This is a genomic window from Halomonas getboli, from assembly GCF_023094245.1.
GTDB lineage: Bacteria > Pseudomonadota > Gammaproteobacteria > Pseudomonadales > Halomonadaceae > Halomonas > Halomonas getboli.
In genome coordinates, this window is the sequence record NZ_JALMEW010000004.1 from 87,476 (window position 1) to 102,924 (window position 15,449).

12 protein-coding genes are annotated in these 15,449 nt (G+C 70.6%); 5 read left to right on the forward strand and 7 right to left on the reverse strand.

What is annotated here, in order from left to right; all coding sequences use genetic code 11:
* The first annotated feature begins 20 nt into the window (after positions 1 to 20).
* From MYL53_RS09845 to MYL53_RS09860, 4 genes are read left to right on the forward strand one after another with little or no spacing between them, the layout of a single operon-like run.
* Positions 21 to 923 (forward strand): iron-siderophore ABC transporter substrate-binding protein, encoded by a 903-nt coding sequence (locus tag MYL53_RS09845; RefSeq protein ID WP_247853613.1) that lies wholly within the window; start codon positions 21 to 23, stop codon positions 921 to 923.
* Positions 913 to 2,916, forward strand: coding sequence for a Fe(3+)-hydroxamate ABC transporter permease FhuB (gene fhuB, locus MYL53_RS09850; RefSeq protein WP_247853614.1), 2,004 nt, complete (start codon positions 913 to 915; stop codon positions 2,914 to 2,916). Before MYL53_RS09845 ends, fhuB begins: the two co-directional genes overlap by 11 nt.
* Positions 2,913 to 3,611, forward strand: a complete 699-nt coding sequence (locus MYL53_RS09855; RefSeq protein ID WP_247853615.1) for a DUF1007 family protein — start codon at positions 2,913 to 2,915, stop codon at positions 3,609 to 3,611. Before fhuB ends, MYL53_RS09855 begins: the two co-directional genes overlap by 4 nt.
* A complete protein-coding gene (locus MYL53_RS09860; protein WP_247853616.1) occupies positions 3,596 to 4,570 on the forward strand; it encodes a nickel/cobalt transporter in 975 nt (324 codons plus the stop codon). Before MYL53_RS09855 ends, MYL53_RS09860 begins: the two co-directional genes overlap by 16 nt.
* An 84-nt stretch (positions 4,571 to 4,654) precedes the next feature.
* On the opposite strand, the gene MYL53_RS09865 is transcribed toward MYL53_RS09860, so the two are convergent.
* Both MYL53_RS09865 and MYL53_RS09870 read right to left on the reverse strand, forming a co-directional pair.
* Positions 4,655 to 6,754 carry a TonB-dependent siderophore receptor gene (locus tag MYL53_RS09865; protein ID WP_247853617.1) on the reverse strand — a complete coding sequence of 700 codons (2,100 nt, stop codon included), beginning with the start codon at positions 6,752 to 6,754 and terminating at the stop codon, positions 4,655 to 4,657.
* 127 nt (positions 6,755 to 6,881) lie between these two features.
* A complete protein-coding gene (locus tag MYL53_RS09870) occupies positions 6,882 to 8,552 on the reverse strand; it encodes a multidrug ABC transporter permease/ATP-binding protein (protein WP_247853618.1) in 1,671 nt (556 codons plus the stop codon).
* A gap of 261 nt (positions 8,553 to 8,813) precedes the next feature.
* Between MYL53_RS09870 and MYL53_RS09875 the strand changes: the two genes are divergently transcribed.
* A complete protein-coding gene (locus MYL53_RS09875) occupies positions 8,814 to 9,362 on the forward strand; it encodes a PRC-barrel domain-containing protein (RefSeq protein WP_247853619.1) in 549 nt (182 codons plus the stop codon).
* Positions 9,363 to 9,424: 62 nt separating this feature from the next.
* Here MYL53_RS09875 and MYL53_RS09880 read toward each other — a convergent pair whose 3' ends face one another.
* The 5 genes from MYL53_RS09880 to MYL53_RS09900 form a co-directional block, all read right to left on the reverse strand.
* Positions 9,425 to 10,213: an ABC transporter ATP-binding protein gene (locus MYL53_RS09880; RefSeq protein ID WP_247853620.1), complete on the reverse strand. Its 789-nt coding sequence runs from the start codon at positions 10,211 to 10,213 to the stop codon at positions 9,425 to 9,427.
* On the reverse strand, positions 10,210 to 11,301 hold the full coding sequence (locus MYL53_RS09885) for a FecCD family ABC transporter permease (RefSeq protein WP_425591750.1): 1,092 nt from the start codon (positions 11,299 to 11,301) through the stop codon (positions 10,210 to 10,212). Before MYL53_RS09885 ends, MYL53_RS09880 begins: the two co-directional genes overlap by 4 nt.
* A 31-nt stretch (positions 11,302 to 11,332) precedes the next feature.
* The gene (locus tag MYL53_RS09890) at positions 11,333 to 12,301 is read right to left on the reverse strand and encodes a FecCD family ABC transporter permease (RefSeq protein ID WP_247854007.1); all 969 of its coding nucleotides are present in this window, start codon (positions 12,299 to 12,301) and stop codon (positions 11,333 to 11,335) included.
* A 59-nt stretch (positions 12,302 to 12,360) separates the two neighbouring features.
* Complete coding sequence (locus MYL53_RS09895) at positions 12,361 to 13,299, reverse strand: ABC transporter substrate-binding protein (RefSeq protein ID WP_247853622.1); 939 nt, start codon at positions 13,297 to 13,299, stop codon at positions 12,361 to 12,363.
* 154 nt (positions 13,300 to 13,453) lie between these two features.
* Complete coding sequence (locus MYL53_RS09900) at positions 13,454 to 15,409, reverse strand: ligand-gated channel protein (RefSeq protein ID WP_247853623.1); 1,956 nt, start codon at positions 15,407 to 15,409, stop codon at positions 13,454 to 13,456.
* Positions 15,410 to 15,449: the final 40 nt, after the last annotated feature.

A 15,449-nucleotide genomic window follows, 5' to 3' on the forward strand; every position in this document is an offset into this window, starting at 1 on the left:
ACTCGATCATGGAGTTCCGCTTGCCCCCCCAGCGTTGCCTTCGTCGTCGGGCCAGCCATTGGCTCGCCGGCCCGCTCGTCTTGCTGCTGCTCGCCGCCCTGCCGGCGCTGGCCGACTCACCGCCCCTGAAGACGCCACGCCTGGCGACCCTCGACTGGACCCTGGCCGAGACCCTGACCGCCCTCGGCACACCGCCCGCAGCCGTCGGCCAGACCGACGCCTACCGCGCCTGGGTGGGCGAACCCACGCTGCCGGATTCGGTGGTCGACCTCGGCCTGCGCACCCAGCCCAACCTGGAGCTGCTGGCCGACCTCGCCCCGGATCGCATCCTGGTCACACCGATGTTCGCCAACCTCGCCCCGCGGCTCGAGGCGATCGCCCCGGTGGACGATCTGACGCTCTATACCCCTGGCCGCGACACCTGGGCCGAGATGCGCGAGCTGACGCGCCGCGTCGCCGACATCGTCGACCGGCCCGAGGCCGCCACGCGGCTGATCGAGGACACCGAGTCGCGTCTCGACGACCTGAAGGCGCGTCTCGGCGCCGACGCGCCGCCGCTGCTGATCGTGCAGTTCATGGACGCCCGCCATGTGCGGGTATTCGGCGACAACGGTCTCTACCAGGCGGTGATCGACCGCCTGGGGCTACAGAACGCCTGGAGCGGCAGGACCAACGCCTGGGGCTTCTCGCTGGTCGGCCTCGAGGCCCTGGCCGACCTCGACGCCCGGCTGGTGGTGGTCGAGCCCTATCCGGCCGGCGTGCGCGAGGCGCTGGCCGACAGCGGCCTGTGGCAGCGGCTGGTCGAGCGCAGCCGAGGCGAGCCGCTGATCCTGCCCCCGGTGTGGAGCTTCGGCGCCCTGCCCTCCGCACGGCGCTTCGCCGAGCAGCTGGTGACCGCTCTGGAGAACGACGATGTCCGCTGATGCGCTTGGCACCGCCCTCCCGACACGCCGGCTGACGCCGGGCCGCGTCTGCCTGCTGCTGAGCCTTTTGACCGCGAGCCTGGCCCTCGCCCATCTTCATGACGGCCTGGGCCTCGCGGCCGGGCTGTCGTCGCTGGTGGCGATTCCGGATGCCTCCGCCGACGCCCTGGTGCTGCACTTCGCCTGGTGGCCGCGGCTGGCCATGGCGCTGATGGCCGGCGGCGGCCTGGCGCTGGCCGGGGTGCTGATGCAGCAGGTGCTGCGCAATCCGCTGGCGGCGCCGACCACCCTGGGCGTGGCCAGCGGCGCCAACCTGGCGCTGATGGCCGCCAGCCTGCTGGCCCCGGGGCTGCTCGCCCTGGGCCGCGAATGGGTGGCGCTGACCGGCGGCGGCCTGGCCATGGGGCTGGTGTTCGCCCTGGCCTGGCGGCGAGGCCTGTCGCCGGTGGTGGTGGTGCTCGGCGGGCTGGTGGTCAACCTCTACTTCGGCGCCCTGTCGATGGTGCTGCTGCTGTTCCACCAGGAGGCGCTCAAGGGTCTGCTGATCTGGGGCGCCGGCTCGCTGGCCCAGAACGGCTGGAGCGATGCCGCCTTCCTGGCGCCGCGCCTGGCGCTGGGCGCCCTCGGCGCCGTCTGGCTGCTGCGCCCGCTGGCGGTGCTGGAGCTGGACGAGGCCGGCGCCCGCAGCCTCGGCGTGTCGCTCAAGTGGCTGCGCCTGGGCGGGCTGGGCCTGGCGGTGTTCCTCACCGGCTGCGTGGTCAGCACGGTCGGCATCGTCGGCTTCATCGGCCTCGCCGCACCCAACATCGTGCGCCTGGCCGGCGCCCGGCGGCTGGGCACGCGGCTGCTGTGGTCGACGCTGCTCGGCGCCCTGCTGCTGGCCACCACCGACCAGCTGCTGCAGCGCTACGCCGGCACCCTGCCGACGCTGATTCCCACCGGCGCCACCACCGCCGCCCTGGGCGCGCCGCTGCTGCTGTGGCTGATTCCTCGCCTGCGCCTCAACGGCTCGGCGCCGCCGAGCCACGCCGGCACCCCCGCCCCGCGTCATCCCGCCCCGCGGCGACGGATCGCCGGGCTGGCCCTCGCCCTGGTGGCGATGACCGTGTTGGCCGCGCTGGCCGGCCAGGGTGCCGACGGCTGGCAGTGGGCCTCGCCCCTCGACACCAACCTGCTCGAGTGGCGCTGGCCGCGGCTGCTCGCCGCCGCCGGCTGCGGGCTGATGCTCGCCATCGCCGGCACCCTGATCCAGCGCCTCACCGCCAACCCCATGGCCAGCCCCGAGATCCTAGGCATCAGCGGCGGCAGCGCCATCGCCCTGATGGGGGCGATCTTCCTGCTGCCGTCGCCGGGCAACCTGACGCTGGTCGGCGCCGGCGTGCTGGGCGCCCTGGCCTCGCTGGCGGTGCTGGTGGCGGTCAACCGCAGGAGCGGCTTCCAGCCCGAGCGACTGCTGCTCACCGGGGTCGCGATCACGGCGCTGTTCGAGGCGATCAAGGCGGTGGTGCTGGCCGGCGGCGATCCACGCGGCCAGCAGATCATCGCCTGGCTCTCCGGCTCCACCTACTACGTCGATGCCACCAGCGCCGCGATCGTGGCCGGCGCGGCGGCGCTGCTGGCGCTCGTCGTCGCGCCGCTCGCCCGCTGGCTGGACATCCTGCCGCTGGGCGGCGCCACCGCCGCCGCGCTCGGCATCGACCTGCGTCGGGCGCGGCTCGCCCTGCTGCTGCTGGTCGCCTTGCTGACCGCCACGGCCACGCTGGTGGTCGGGCCGCTGTCCTTCGTCGGCCTGCTGGCGCCGCACATGGCGCGGCTGATGGGCTTCACCCGCGCCCGGGCGCACCTCGCCGGGGCCGCCCTGACTGGCGCGCTGCTGATGGTGCTGGCCGACTGGCTGGGCCGCCAGGTACTGTTCCCGCAGGAGATTCCCGCCGGCCTGGTCGCTTCGCTGCTGGGCGGCGCTTACTTCATGTGGGGGCTGAGACGACTTTGAACGATCGACACGGCAAGACCGGGCGGCCGCGACACGCCGGGTACCGACGGCTGGCGACGGGGGTCGCCTGCGCCCTGAGCCTGTTTCCGCTGGTGGGCGAGGCGCATCCCCACGGCTGGGTGGACGTCTCGGTACGGGTGATGCTGGATGACCAAGGCCGCGCCGAGGCGCTGCAGCAGCGCTGGCGCCTGGATCCCTTCTACAGCCAGCTGCTGCTGGAAGAGCTGCGCGCCGAAGCCGGCGAGGCGTCGATGGAGGCGGCCCTAGACCGGCTCGGCACGGATATCCAGCACAGCCTCGCGCCGCAGCACTATTTCACCCACGTCACCCACGACGACGACCCCGTGGCGCTGGGCGAGGTCGAGGCCGTCGCTGCCCTGATCCGTGACGATCGCGTCGAGGTCATGTTCCGGCTGCCGCTGGCCGCGCCTCTGGCCCTGGACCGGGCCCCGATGCACTATCGCCTCTACGACCCGAGCTACTATCTCGAGGTGCTGCACGAGACGGACGGCGACACGCCCAGGCCGGACGCGCTGACGATCGCCGATGCCGACTGCACCACCCGCATCATTGCCGCCGATCCCGATCCGGCGAAGGTCGCCGAGGCGGCCAGCCTGGATCGCGGCGAGCAGGCCGAGGACGGGCTGGGCCGCTTCTTCGCCGAAACCGGAGAAGTGCAATGTCTGCGCTCCTGAGTGCCGCCCGTCGGCACTGGCCCTGGTGGGTCGCCCTCGGCGCACTGCTGGCGGTGCTGTTCACGGTGGCTGGCAGCGGCGTCGCCCAGGGCCTCGGCCTGCAGCTCATTACCTGGCAGCGCGATTTTCACCGCGCTCTGACCGAGGCGATCGCCCATCTCGGCGCCAGCCCGAGCCCGGGCGTCTGGGCCGGCCTGATCGGCCTCAGCTTCGGCTACGGGATCTTTCATGCCGCCGGGCCCGGCCATGGCAAGGCGGTGCTCGCCACCTACCTGCTGAGCCAGGGCGGCGCCTTGCGCCGCGCCCTGTGGCTGTCGTGCCTGGCATCGCTGCTGCAGGCCCTGGTCGCCATCGGCCTGGTGACGGTGCTGGTCCATGGCCTGGGCTGGCTGACGCGCCAGGCCATGGGTTCGGTCTACTGGCTGGAGCAGGCCAGCTTCCTGCTGGTGGCCGGCCTCGGGCTCTGGCTGTGCTGGCGCGCGGCGACACGCCGGCGTCCTCACTCACCGGCAACCTCCCACGACCATGACCATCATCACGATTGCGACTGCGCCCATCACCTGGCGCCGGGTCAGGCCGAGGACTGGCGCAGCGCCCTGGCGGTGGTCGCCTCGATCGGCATGCGCCCCTGCAGCGGCAGCCTGCTGGTGGTCGGCGCCGCTTCGCTGCTGGGGCACTACTGGAGCGGCGTGCTGGCGGTGCTGGCCATGGCCGTGGGCACCGCCCTGACGGTCTCGGCGCTGGCCCTGGCCAGCGTCATGGCGCGGGGCTGGGCCGAGCGTCGACTCCGCCACTCGGTGCGCGGGCCGGGGCTCGAACGCGGCCTGCAGGCGGCCGGCATGGTCGGTGGCCTGCTGATCCTGCTGCTGGGCCTCTCGCTGTTCATCGCGGGCGCCCAGACGCCCGCCGAGATCCCGCTGCTCGACGCCGCCCCTTCACCCAATCCCTTCGGCGGTTAATTAAGCCTCCGTCCTTCGATACAAACGCACCGCGCCCGGCCAACTGGCCGGGCGCGGTGCGTTTGGCGTAGTGAAAGGCGAGACTCAGAAGCGGTAGCTGAGGCTGCCGATCACGCTGCGCGATTCACCGTAGTAGCACCAGGAGTCGCAGCCGCTGATATATTCCTTATCCGTCAGGTTGGTGACGTTGAGCTGGGCCTGCCAATCGGCATTGATGTCATAGCTCGCCATCGCGTCATAGACGGTATAGGACGACACCTCATCGTTACTGTCGGCCGCAGCGTTGACGCTTTCGCCGACGAAGCGGGCTCCGGCGCCGAACTCCAGACCGTGCAAGGCCCCCTCGAAGCCATAGTCGAGCCACAGAGAGGCCTGATGACGCGGTGTCAGACCGGCACGGAACTCACCGCGGTCGGGATCCTCGACGGTGGTATCCAGATAGGTATAGGCCGCCGTGAGTTGCAGCTGATCGGTCAGATAGCCCACGCCTTCGAGCTCGAAGCCCTGTGAATGACGTTCGCCCCCCTGCGACTGGACGAACTGGGCGTCCGTGTACAGCGTATGGGTTTCCTTGAGGTCGAAGACGGAAGCGGTCATGTAACCGTCCAGCCAGTCGGGCGCGTACTTGACCCCGGCCTCCCACTGCTCGCCCTCACTGGGCTCATAGGCTTGGCCATCAGGGCCACGCCCACCGTTCGGGGTGAAGGATTCGCTATAGCTGAGGTAGGGCGAGATGCCGTAGTCGCCCAGATACATCACGCCGCCGCTGAACGACAGCTGATGATCGGTCTGGTCATACTGATTCGCGTTAGGGTCATTGCTATAGCTTTCTACGGTGGCGGTGTCGTGGCGCACGCCCCCGAGCAGGATCCAGCGGTCGTTCAGCCGCAGCTGATCCTGCACATAGACGCCGATCTGCTCCTTCTTGTCCTCGGCATCGTAACGCAGCGAGCCGGCAGCATAGTCGCCGTACTCGGGATCGAAGACATCGAACACGGAGAAGTCACCGGTGCCATCGCCAGTGCGATAATCGACGTCCAGGTTCTGATAATCGACGCCGAACAGCAGCGTGTTCTCGGTGCTGTCGGTAAACCATTTGCCAATCAGACGATTGTCCGCGGTAAAGGCGTCGTAGTGGCCATCGCGATAGGTCAGATAGCGCCCCACCGTGCGGTGATCGTCATTGAGCGTGGTGTAAGGCGACAGCGTACGCAGCATCAGATCCATGCGGCTATAGCGCAGGTTCTGCTGGAACTGCCAGGTATCGTCGATATCATGCTCGAGCTCGTAGCCGACGGACACCTGCTCACGTTCCTGGCGCTCGTAGTCCGGCTCGCCGAGGTTGGTGTCGCGGTCGATACGCCCGAACTCGGTGCTCTCCAGCGAGCCCTCGACCGGCCGGAAGCCCTTGCTCGGGGTGCCGTGATCCTTCATGTAGCTGGCCAGGAAGGTCACGGTGGTGTCATCGGAGAGATCCACCGCCAGGCTCGGCGCCAGATACACCCGCTCGTTGTCGGTGTGGTCCAGCTCGCCGTCGCCCTCGCGGAACAGGCCGATCATGCGATAGCGCATGTTGTCGGTGCCGGCGACCGGCCCGGAGCTGTCGATGCCGATCTGACGATGGCCCTTGTTACCCATCTGCAGCTCGAGCTCGCCCTGTGGCTCGTAGGTGGGACGCTTGCTGATGGCATTGACCACGCCGCCGGGAGGCGCCTCGCCGTAGAGGATCGAGGCCGGCCCCTTGAGCAGGTCGACGCGCTCCAGGCCATAGGGCTCGGTCACCCACCAGAAGTAGCCGCTCTCGCGGAACAGGCGCAGGCCGTCCTGGTAGGTCGAGTTCTCGCCGCTGAAGCCGCGGATGTTGAACCAGTCGACGCCGTTGTCGCTGCCATAGGGCGTGGCCTGCACGCCGCTGCGATAGCGGAAGGTCTCGTCGAAGCTGTTGACCGCGCGCTTGTCCAGCTCGTCGCGGCCGACCTCGGACACGGCCCGTGGGGTCTCGATGGTCGGCGTCGCGACCTTCAGCGCGGTGGCGCTGACGACGACGGTGTCGGTGTCGATATCGGTGGTGTCGTCCTGGGCCAGCGCCAGGGAAGCGGCGCCGATCAGCGAGAGACCCAGGCCGTAGCGGACGGCGGCAGCCAGGGGAGACAGCCGCCACGAGCGGCGGGATACGCCTGTCATGTTGTGTGCCTTACGATTCGGGGACAAGGGAGCCAAGGCGGAACGCCACGTTCGCGTTGACCGAAACAAATAGTAATGGCTTTTATTTGCATAAACAAATGTTAACCATCCCTTTTCCCCGATCGTGCTAGCTCCCCGCCTCGTCGAGGCGTGCCACCGCATCCCGGCTGACCCGCTGGCGCTGCTCGCCGGTGAGTTCGCTCAGCCGGCCGCCGTGCATCTCCAGCAGCCGGTCCGCGCGGTCGAAGTAGTGATCGTCGTGGCTGATGGCGAACACCGTCTTGCCCATCGCCTGCAGCCGCGGCAGCAGATCGCGATAGAAGACGCGGCGGAACTGCGGGTCCTGGTCGGCGGCCCACTCGTCGAGCAGCAGCAGGTCACGCTCCTCGGCCACCGCCATCAGCAGCGCCAGCCGCTTGCGCTGCCCCTGGGAGAGTTCGGGATTGGTCACGCTCTGGCCGTCGAAGGCCAGCTTGTCGCGCATCGCCAACTCCTCCAGCCAGGCCTCGACCAATGCCGGGTCGGCCTGGGCGCCCTCGGGGCCGACCAGATCCGTGAACTGGTGAAAATCGGTGAATACCGCGGAGAAACGCTGACGATAGGCCGACCAGCCGGCCTCCTTCAGCGGCTCGCCGTCCAGCAGCAGCTCGCCCTGCTGGGGCCGATAGAGGCCGGTGAGCAGCTTGGCCAGGGTCGACTTGCCGCTGCCGTTGCCGCCGATCAGGAACACCATCTCGCCGCGCCGCAGCGTCAGGTCCAGCGGGCCGACCCGGAAGCCCTCGCCGCCGTCCGCGCCGGTGTAGGCGAAGCTCACGTCGCGAAGGGCGAGGGTCTGCCAGTCGCCCGGCTCGGCCTCGGCCACCGCGAAGTCGCGCTGCGGCTCGGCCAGCTCCAGCGCGGCGATCTTGTCGAAGGCGACCTGGGCGCTGATCAGCGTCGGCAGCGCCCCCACCGCCTGGATCAGCGGCGTGCGCAGGAACAGCAGCGTCAGCGAGTAGGTCGCCGCCACCGAGGTGCTGGCCCAGCCCAGGCCGTTGGCGAGGAAGAACACCACCCCGATGGCGCCGAGCATCATGATGTTCGACCAGTTGACCGCGCTCAGGTGGTAGGTGTCGGCGCGGATGATCTGGCCGCGGTATTCGCGCGCGTCGGTCTCGTAGCGCTCCTCGAACAGGCGCCGCGCCCGCCCACGGTTGAGCGCCAGCTCCTTGCGGCCGTGGATGATCGCCTCGTAGTCGCGGTAGAGCCGGTCCTCGCTCTCGCGCACCCGCGCCAGGTGCCGGTAGACCCGCCCCACCAGCCAGGAGCCGCCGGCGATGGTGACCGCCAGCCACACCGCCGTCACCGCCAGCAGCCCCGGCGACAGCCAACCCAGATAGAGCGCCGAGCCGAGCGTCAGGATTACGCCCTGCACCAGCTCCGGCAGGCGCACGAAGGCGATAGTGACATTGCGGATGTCACTCGACAGGCTGGCCAGCAACTCGGCGCTGCCGAGCCGTTCGATGCGTTCGATATCGGTATCGAGGATCTGCTTGACCAGCCGCCCGCGCAGGCCGTAGACGAAGTGGTGACCCAGGGTCGTCAGCGCCAGCTGCGAGCCCAGGGTCACCACCAGCAGCGCGGCGACCACGCCGAGAAAGGCCGGCAGCACGCCGGTCGGGTCGCCGACCGTGTCGATCAGCCGCCGGTTGATGAAGGCGATGGCGCCGATGCCGAGCCCGGCGCTGGCCAGGCTGAGCAGCATCACGCCGAGGAAGGGCCAGCGATAGTGACGAAAGACGACGCGCAGCAGTTCCACGGAGAATCCTTGGGGTGTTGGGCAATGGAAAGAGGAGAACACGAGGCGATGGAAAGATGACGAGCCCCCCGGATCGGCGACCGCGAGGCGGGCAAACCTTACTGCCTACGCCGCCATAATGCACCCGCCGGGACCCCGACCGGCCATGGCCGGCGATAACACTTCGTCACGCGATGACTTGAAACTCACTGATCTGCCACGACACTAAGGGGTGTCGTCATGCATGACGGCGCGATGGACACCGACTCAAGGAGAGATGCCATGACCCGCGATTCCCTGCGTCTGCCGAGCCTCACCGCCGCCCTGCTGGCCGCCGGCCTGGCCGTCAGCGCCACCGCCCAGGCGGCGCCCCAGGGCCTGTATTCCGCCGATGAACTGCTCGACGCCGACGTCTATGCCAAGGCCAACCCCGATCAATCGATCGGCGAGGTGGAAGACGTGCTGCTCGACGACGACATGCGCCTGAGGGCGCTGGTGATCGACACCGGCAGCCTGCTCGACCTGGGCGGCAAGCAGTACGTGGTCGAGGCCGGCCAGTTCAAGGTCGAGACCCGCCACGGCGAGCGCATCGAGGATATCGAATATCGCGTCACCCTGAGCCTCGACGCCACCAGCCTGCGCGACCAGCCCGAATACACCGACGGCTGGTGGAACCAGGCCCGCGAGAGCATGCGCAACGCCTGGAGCGAGACCCAGGAGGGCGCTGCCAGCGCCTGGGAGACCACCCAGGAAGGCGCGTCCAAGGCGCTGGATCGCATCGGCCAGGCCCTGCAGAGCGCCGGCGAGAGCGCCCAGAAGGCCGCCGAATAACCCAGCTCGACCACTGACTGCCACTCCTTCACGCGCCCCGGCCCTGCCGGGGCGCGCTGCGTTCAGGCGCGGCGCAGGTCGGTCAGGATCGGCGTGCCGGTGGCCGGATCGGGTACCAGGGTGCAGCGCACGCCGTAGAGCTCGTGCACCAGCGCCTCGGTGACCACCTCGGCGGGCGCGCCCTGGGCAACGATGCGCCCATCGCGCATGGCCACCAGGTGATCGGCATAGCGGCAGGCGCTGGCCAGATCGTGCAGCACCAGCGCCAAGGTGCGACCGTCGGCGGCCAGGCGCTTGACCAGCTCGAAGACCTCCAGCTGGTGGCCCATGTCCAGCGCCGAGGTCGGCTCGTCGAGCAGCAGCAGCGGCGTCTGCTGGGCGATGGTCATGGCGATCCAGGCGCGCTGGCGCTGGCCGCCGGAGAGCGCCTCCAGCGGCCGGTCGGCCAGCGCCTCCAGCCCCGCCGCGGCCACCGCCTCCTCCACCGCGCGCTGATCGTCGCCGGACCACTGGCGCAGCCAGCCCTGGTGGGGCTGGCGGCCGAAGCGGATCAGGTCGCCCACGGTCAGCCCCTCCGGCGCCGTGGCCTCCTGGGGCAGCAGCGCCAGGCGCCGGGCCAGCTCCCGGGCCGGCAGGCGCTGGATGTCCTGGCCGTCGAGCAGCACCGCGCCCGAATCCGGCGCATGCAGCCGCGCCAGCCCGGCCAGCAGGGTCGACTTGCCGCAGCCGTTGGGGCCGACGATGGCGGTCACCCGGCCCGGCGGCAGCTCGACGGCCAGGTCCTCGATGATCGCGGTGCGGCCGTGGCTCAGGCTCAGTGCCTCGGCCTGCAGGCGTTGCGGGGCGTTCATGACACTCTCCTATTGGCGGGACGCATCAGAATCCACAGCAGCCAGGGGCCGCCGACCACGGCGGTGACGATGCCCACCGGCAGTTCAATGGGGGCCAGCAGCAGCCGGCCGGCCAGGTCGGCCAGCACCATCACCAGGGCGCCGGCCAAGGCCGAGGCGGTCAGCGGCACGCCCCGCGACGAGGACAGCGAGCGGGCGATCTCCGGGCCGATCAGCCCGACCATGCCCACCGGCCCGGCCACCGCCACCGCCAGCGCGGTGAGCAGCACCGAGAGCCCGAGCGTCTGGGCGCGCCGCCGGCGCAGCCCGACACCGAGCCCGCGGGCCACGGCGTCGCTGAAGCGCATCAGCGACAGCGAGCGGGCCAGCGCCATGGCCAGCGGCCAGCCGAGTGCCAGGCCCACCGCCAGCACCGCAACGGCGTCGCCCGGGCGCGCATTCAGGGTGCCCACCGTCCAGGGATAGGCCTGGTTGGCGGTATCGATGTCCACCCGGGCGAGCAGCAGCTGGGTGACGGCGCCGAACACCGCGCCGACGCCGATGCCGGCAACGATGAAGCGATAGCCGCGGGTATCGCCGCCGCTGGCCACGCCGAAGGTGATGGCCGCCGCGGTGGCCGCGCCGACCAGCGCCAAGGCCGGCGGGGCCAGCGACACGCCGAGCCCCACTATGGATGCCACGGCGAAGGCGGTGGCGCCGTTGTCGATGCCGATGATGCCGGGGGTGGCCAGGCGGTTGCGGGCCAGGGTCTGCATCAGGCAGCCGGCCAGCGCCAGCGCCGCGCCGGTCAGCCAGGCCGCCAGCAGCCGCGGGAAGCGCAGCTCCTGCACCAAGAAGCCGGACAGCGGGTCGCCCTCGCCCTGCAGCGCCGCCCAGGCGTCGGCGGGCGACAGCACCTGCTGGCCCAGGCACAGGTAGGCCAGCGAGGCGGCCGCCAGCAGTCCCAGCAGCAATAGACTGACGATCAGCGCGCGGCGCTCGATCAGCAGATGGCGCTCACCGCGGGCCAGGCGCCAGTAGCCCGGCGGCGGCGCGACGCGCTCGGCGGCGCCCGCATCGAGGCCCCGGGCGGCGGCGCGGGAAGGCATCAGCAGGGTATCGGACATGACGGTCTCCGGCTCACAGGGTCGGCAATCGACGAGCGCGCACCACGGCGACCAGCACCGGGGCACCGACCAGGGCGGTGAGCACGCCCAGCGGCAGCTCCGACGGCGCCACCACCAGCCGCGAGACCACGTCGGCGGCGAGCACCATCAGCGGGCCCAGCGGCAGGCACAGCCACAGGGTACGGCGAATATCGGGGCCGGCCAGGGCGCGCGCCGCGAAGGGCACCACCAGGCCGACGAAGGCGATCGGCCCGGCGATGGCGGTGGCGGCGCCGACCAGCAGCGCCACCGCGATCACCACCAGGGCGCGCACCCGGCCGGGGCGATGGCCGAGGCCCGAGGCGACCCGTTCGCCCAGCGCCAACGCCGCCAGGGGCCGAGCGATCAGCGCGGTGACGGCCAGCGCCAGCCCCAGGCTCGGCAGCACGGCGACGAGATCGTCGAGGCGACGCCCGGCCAGGCTGCCCACCACCCAGAAACGGATCTCGTCGGCGGTGCGCTGATCGAACAGCAGCAGCAGCGACGTCAGCGAGGCCAGCAGCGCCGAGAAGGCGGCCCCGGCCAGCACCAGACGCACCGGGTCATCGCCCAGGCGGCGCAGGCGCACCACGCTCATCACCGCGAGGCAGCCGACCAGGGCGCCGACCTGGGCCACGGCGACGCGCAGGGTCGCGGCACTGGCGCCCAGCCACAGCGCCACGGCCACGGCGAAGGCGGCCCCAGCGCTGACGCCGAGCAGCCCGGGCTCGGCCAGCGGGTTGCGCGACACCGCCTGCAGCAGCGCGCCGGCCACGCCTAGGGAGAGCCCCACGGCGACGCCGATCAGGGTGCGCGGCAGGCGCAGGGTCTCGACCACGAACCGCGCCTCGCTATCGCCGTGCCCGGCGAGTACCGCCAGGGCGCGGGCCGGGCCGACGTCACCGGCGCCCCACAGCAGGCTGGCCAAGGCCGCCAGCGCCAGCAGGCCGAACAGCATCAGCATGGCACGGGAAAGCCCCGCCGCTGGGCGGGGCTCGATCTTGACGGAGGCAGCCTTCGACATCAGGGCACGAGCGCCGCTTCGATGTCGTCGAGGATGGCCTCGGCGGCCAGCGGACCGTTGGCGCTGGTCCACAGCTGGCCGTCCACCGGCACCACCTGGCCGTTCTCGACCACCGGCAGGCGAGCGAAGGCCGGGGAATCCTTGGCCGCGGCCAGGGCGTCGTCGCCCTCCTCGTTGAGGGTGGCCAGGAACAGCCAGTCGCCCTGCAGCTTTGACAGGTTCTCCAGGCTCAGCGGATCGCTGTGCACGCCGCGGCCGTTGACCAGATCGTCGGAGGCCACGTCCAGACCGACGGCCTCGAGCAGGCCGCTGGAGAACAGCTGGTCGGACATCACCAGCGGGCCCTGGGGCATCCAGCGCACCAGGTTGGCCGTGGCGCCGACGTCGCCCGCCTGCACGCGCTCGGCCAGCTCGGCGGCGCGGCCCTCGACATCGTCGATGGCCGAGTCGATCTCGTCCTCGCGGCCCAGTGCCTCGCCGAACTGGCGCGCCTCGACCTTCCAAGCGTCGGGGGTGATGCCCGGGCTCGTCGGCACCACGGTGGGCGCGATGCGCGACAGCAGCCGGTACTGCTCATCGGACAGCCGCGGGCCGGCCAGGATCAGGTCCGGGCGCTCGCCGACCACCGCCTCCATGTTGATCTCGCGCACCACGCCGACGATCGCCGGACGCTGATCGCCGAGGTGCGGCTCGATGTAGCGGGCCACGTCGCCGCCGCCGCGGGTGGTGACCGCGCCCACCGGCATCACGCCGGCCGCCAGGGCGGCGTCCAGGGCGCCCTCGTAGAGCGTGACCACGCGCTCGGGGGCATCCGGCACCTCGATTTCGCCGTGGGCGGTATCCAGGGTGCGGGCCTGGGCCGGGGTGACCGCGGCGGCGAGTGCCGCCAGCAGGCTGGCGCCGATCAGGGTCTTGGTCTTGGGCAGGGAAACGGGCATGAAGGCTCCTCGGCTCGCCGGGCGACGGTGCGCCCGGCCATGCATTTGGCTATGAATGATAATGAATCGCAATAGAGGTCTCAGCCCTGCGCCTGGCAACGTCGCGTTCGATGCTTCGCAACGCCGCCGGCGTAACGGACGCGCGGCCGACGCCTCAGAACTCGACGCTGACGCCCAGCCACAGGCGGCGGCCGTCCTCGACGTAGCCGTACTCGTCCTCGGTGATGTCCTCGTCGAACAGGTTGTAGAGGCCGGCGTTGAGCGTGGTCTGCGGCGTCAGCCGATAGCCGAGGCCGGTATCCACGAAGGTGTAGGACGGCGCGACGATGGCATCATCTGACGGGCCGGTGGTGGGCTGGCTCTCCTCGCCGCGATAGGTCAGGCGGGTCCACTGGCTCAGGCGCTCGGTGGCCTGCCAGTCTAACGAGGCGGTGACCTGATGCTTGGGCAGCTGCGTCAGCGGCTCGCCCTTGTACTCACCGCTCTTCTGCTCCGAGTCGGTGTAGGTGTAGCTCGCGCTCAGGTCCAGATCGTCGGCCAGCGGCGTGGACAGGGAGAACTCGACGCCCTGGGTGACCGCCTCGTCGACGTTGACGCGGTAGGTCGGGGCGGCGCCGAACTGGTTGGCGCCCTCGGTGCACACGGACGCAGGGCAGTCGATCCGGGTGATCTTGTCGTCGAAGTCGGTGTGGAAGACGGTCAGGCCGGCCATCAGGCCGCTGTCGCCGGCATAGTGCAGGCCCAGCTCACGGCTGACCGAGGTCTCCGCCTCCAGGTCCGGGTTGCCGTAGACGTTGCCGCCGCGGCTGACCTGAACCCAGCCGGGGCTGGTGTAGCGCAGGTCGGGGGCGCGGAAGCCGGAGGAGACGCCGCCCTTCAGGGTCCAGCGCTCGTCCAGATGCCAGACGCCGTAGAGGCGCGGCGACCAGTGGCTGCCGTAGTCCTCGTCCTCGTTGAAGCGCACGCCGCCGGTCAGCGAGACATCCTCGGCGAGCAGCCATTCGTCCTCGGCGTACAGCGCCCAGCGGTAGCGCGTCAGCTCGCTCAGGTCGGAGGTCTCGGACTGGTTGCCGCCGTCCCGCAGGCGCTGATCCTCGTACTGGCCGCCCAGGGTCAGGATATGGGCGCCCAGCGGCAGCACCGCCTTGGTGTCGGCCACGGTGCTCTGATAGTTGTTGTCGCGGGAGGGATTGTCGATCTCCTCGTGCTGCACGTAGCTGGAGGTGCTGCCGACGCCGAAATGGCCGTCATGGCTCAACGCGAAGTGGCGGCGGTCATACGTCTGCTCGGAGCGCTCGTTGGGCTGCCCGCGGGAAATCAGGGCCGCGGACTCGCCGGGGTTGGTGATCCGGCGCTGTTCGCTGTAGCCCGCCTCCAGGCCGATCTCGTTGATGTCGTCGGGGGTCCAGGTCAGCTTCGCGGTACCGCTGGCCAGGCGCTGGTCGGCGTAGCCGCCGAGGATGGCGTCCTCGTCGCGTCGGTCGTACTGGCCGTAGACCTGCAGGCCGAGCCGGTCGCCGATCAGCGGGCCGGCCACGTGAAAACGGCTGTTATGCTCGTCGCCGGAGGCGGAGTCTTCCTGCAGCGTCATGCCGGTCGAGACCTCACCGCCCCATGTCTGCGGCACCTTGCGGGTGATCACGTTGATCACGCCGCCCAGGGCATCGGAGCCGTACAGCGACGACATCGGGCCGCGGATCACCTCGATGCGCTCGATGGCCGACAGCGGCGGCAGCCAGCCCTGCTCGATGCCCGGGCCATCGCTGTTGGGGCGGGTCTCGCGCGAGCCCTGGCGGCGGCCGTCGACCAGGATCAGGGTGTACTTGGCGCCCATGCCCCGGATGCTGATGTCCTGGGACGAGCCGCCGCCGGTGACGGTCACGCCCGGCACGTTGCGCAGCGCATCGGTGATATCGCGATAGGCGCGGCCTTCCAGGTCCTCGCGGGTGATCACGCTGATCGACGCCGGGGCATCCTGAACCTGCTGTTCGTAGCCGGTGGCGGTGACCACGACATCGTCGAGCTCGGTCGTTTCCTGGCCCATGGCGGAAGAGGCCGCCAGGCCGGCGACCAGCGAGGCGAGGACGGTGCGGGAAGAGGGGAACGACATCTGTTGCAACTCCTGAAGATCCCGCCGGCCTCGTTGGGCC

What these genes read in the sequence shown, in the direction of transcription:
- fhuB (WP_247853614.1), top strand. Translation starts at nt 913, where the DNA reads ATGTCCGCTGATGCGCTTGGCACCGCCCTCCCGACACGCCGGCTGACG.
- MYL53_RS09860 (WP_247853616.1), top strand. Translation starts at nt 3,596, where the DNA reads ATGTCTGCGCTCCTGAGTGCCGCCCGTCGGCACTGGCCCTGGTGGGTC.
- MYL53_RS09865 (WP_247853617.1), bottom strand. Translation starts at nt 6,754, where the DNA reads ATGACAGGCGTATCCCGCCGCTCGTGGCGGCTGTCTCCCCTGGCTGCC.
- MYL53_RS09875 (WP_247853619.1), top strand. Translation starts at nt 8,814, where the DNA reads ATGACCCGCGATTCCCTGCGTCTGCCGAGCCTCACCGCCGCCCTGCTG.
- MYL53_RS09880 (WP_247853620.1), bottom strand. Translation starts at nt 10,213, where the DNA reads ATGAACGCCCCGCAACGCCTGCAGGCCGAGGCACTGAGCCTGAGCCAC.
- MYL53_RS09885 (WP_425591750.1), bottom strand. Translation starts at nt 11,301, where the DNA reads ATGCCTTCCCGCGCCGCCGCCCGGGGCCTCGATGCGGGCGCCGCCGAG.
- MYL53_RS09890 (WP_247854007.1), bottom strand. Translation starts at nt 12,301, where the DNA reads ATGCTGATGCTGTTCGGCCTGCTGGCGCTGGCGGCCTTGGCCAGCCTG.
- MYL53_RS09895 (WP_247853622.1), bottom strand. Translation starts at nt 13,299, where the DNA reads ATGCCCGTTTCCCTGCCCAAGACCAAGACCCTGATCGGCGCCAGCCTG.
- MYL53_RS09900 (WP_247853623.1), bottom strand. Translation starts at nt 15,409, where the DNA reads ATGTCGTTCCCCTCTTCCCGCACCGTCCTCGCCTCGCTGGTCGCCGGC.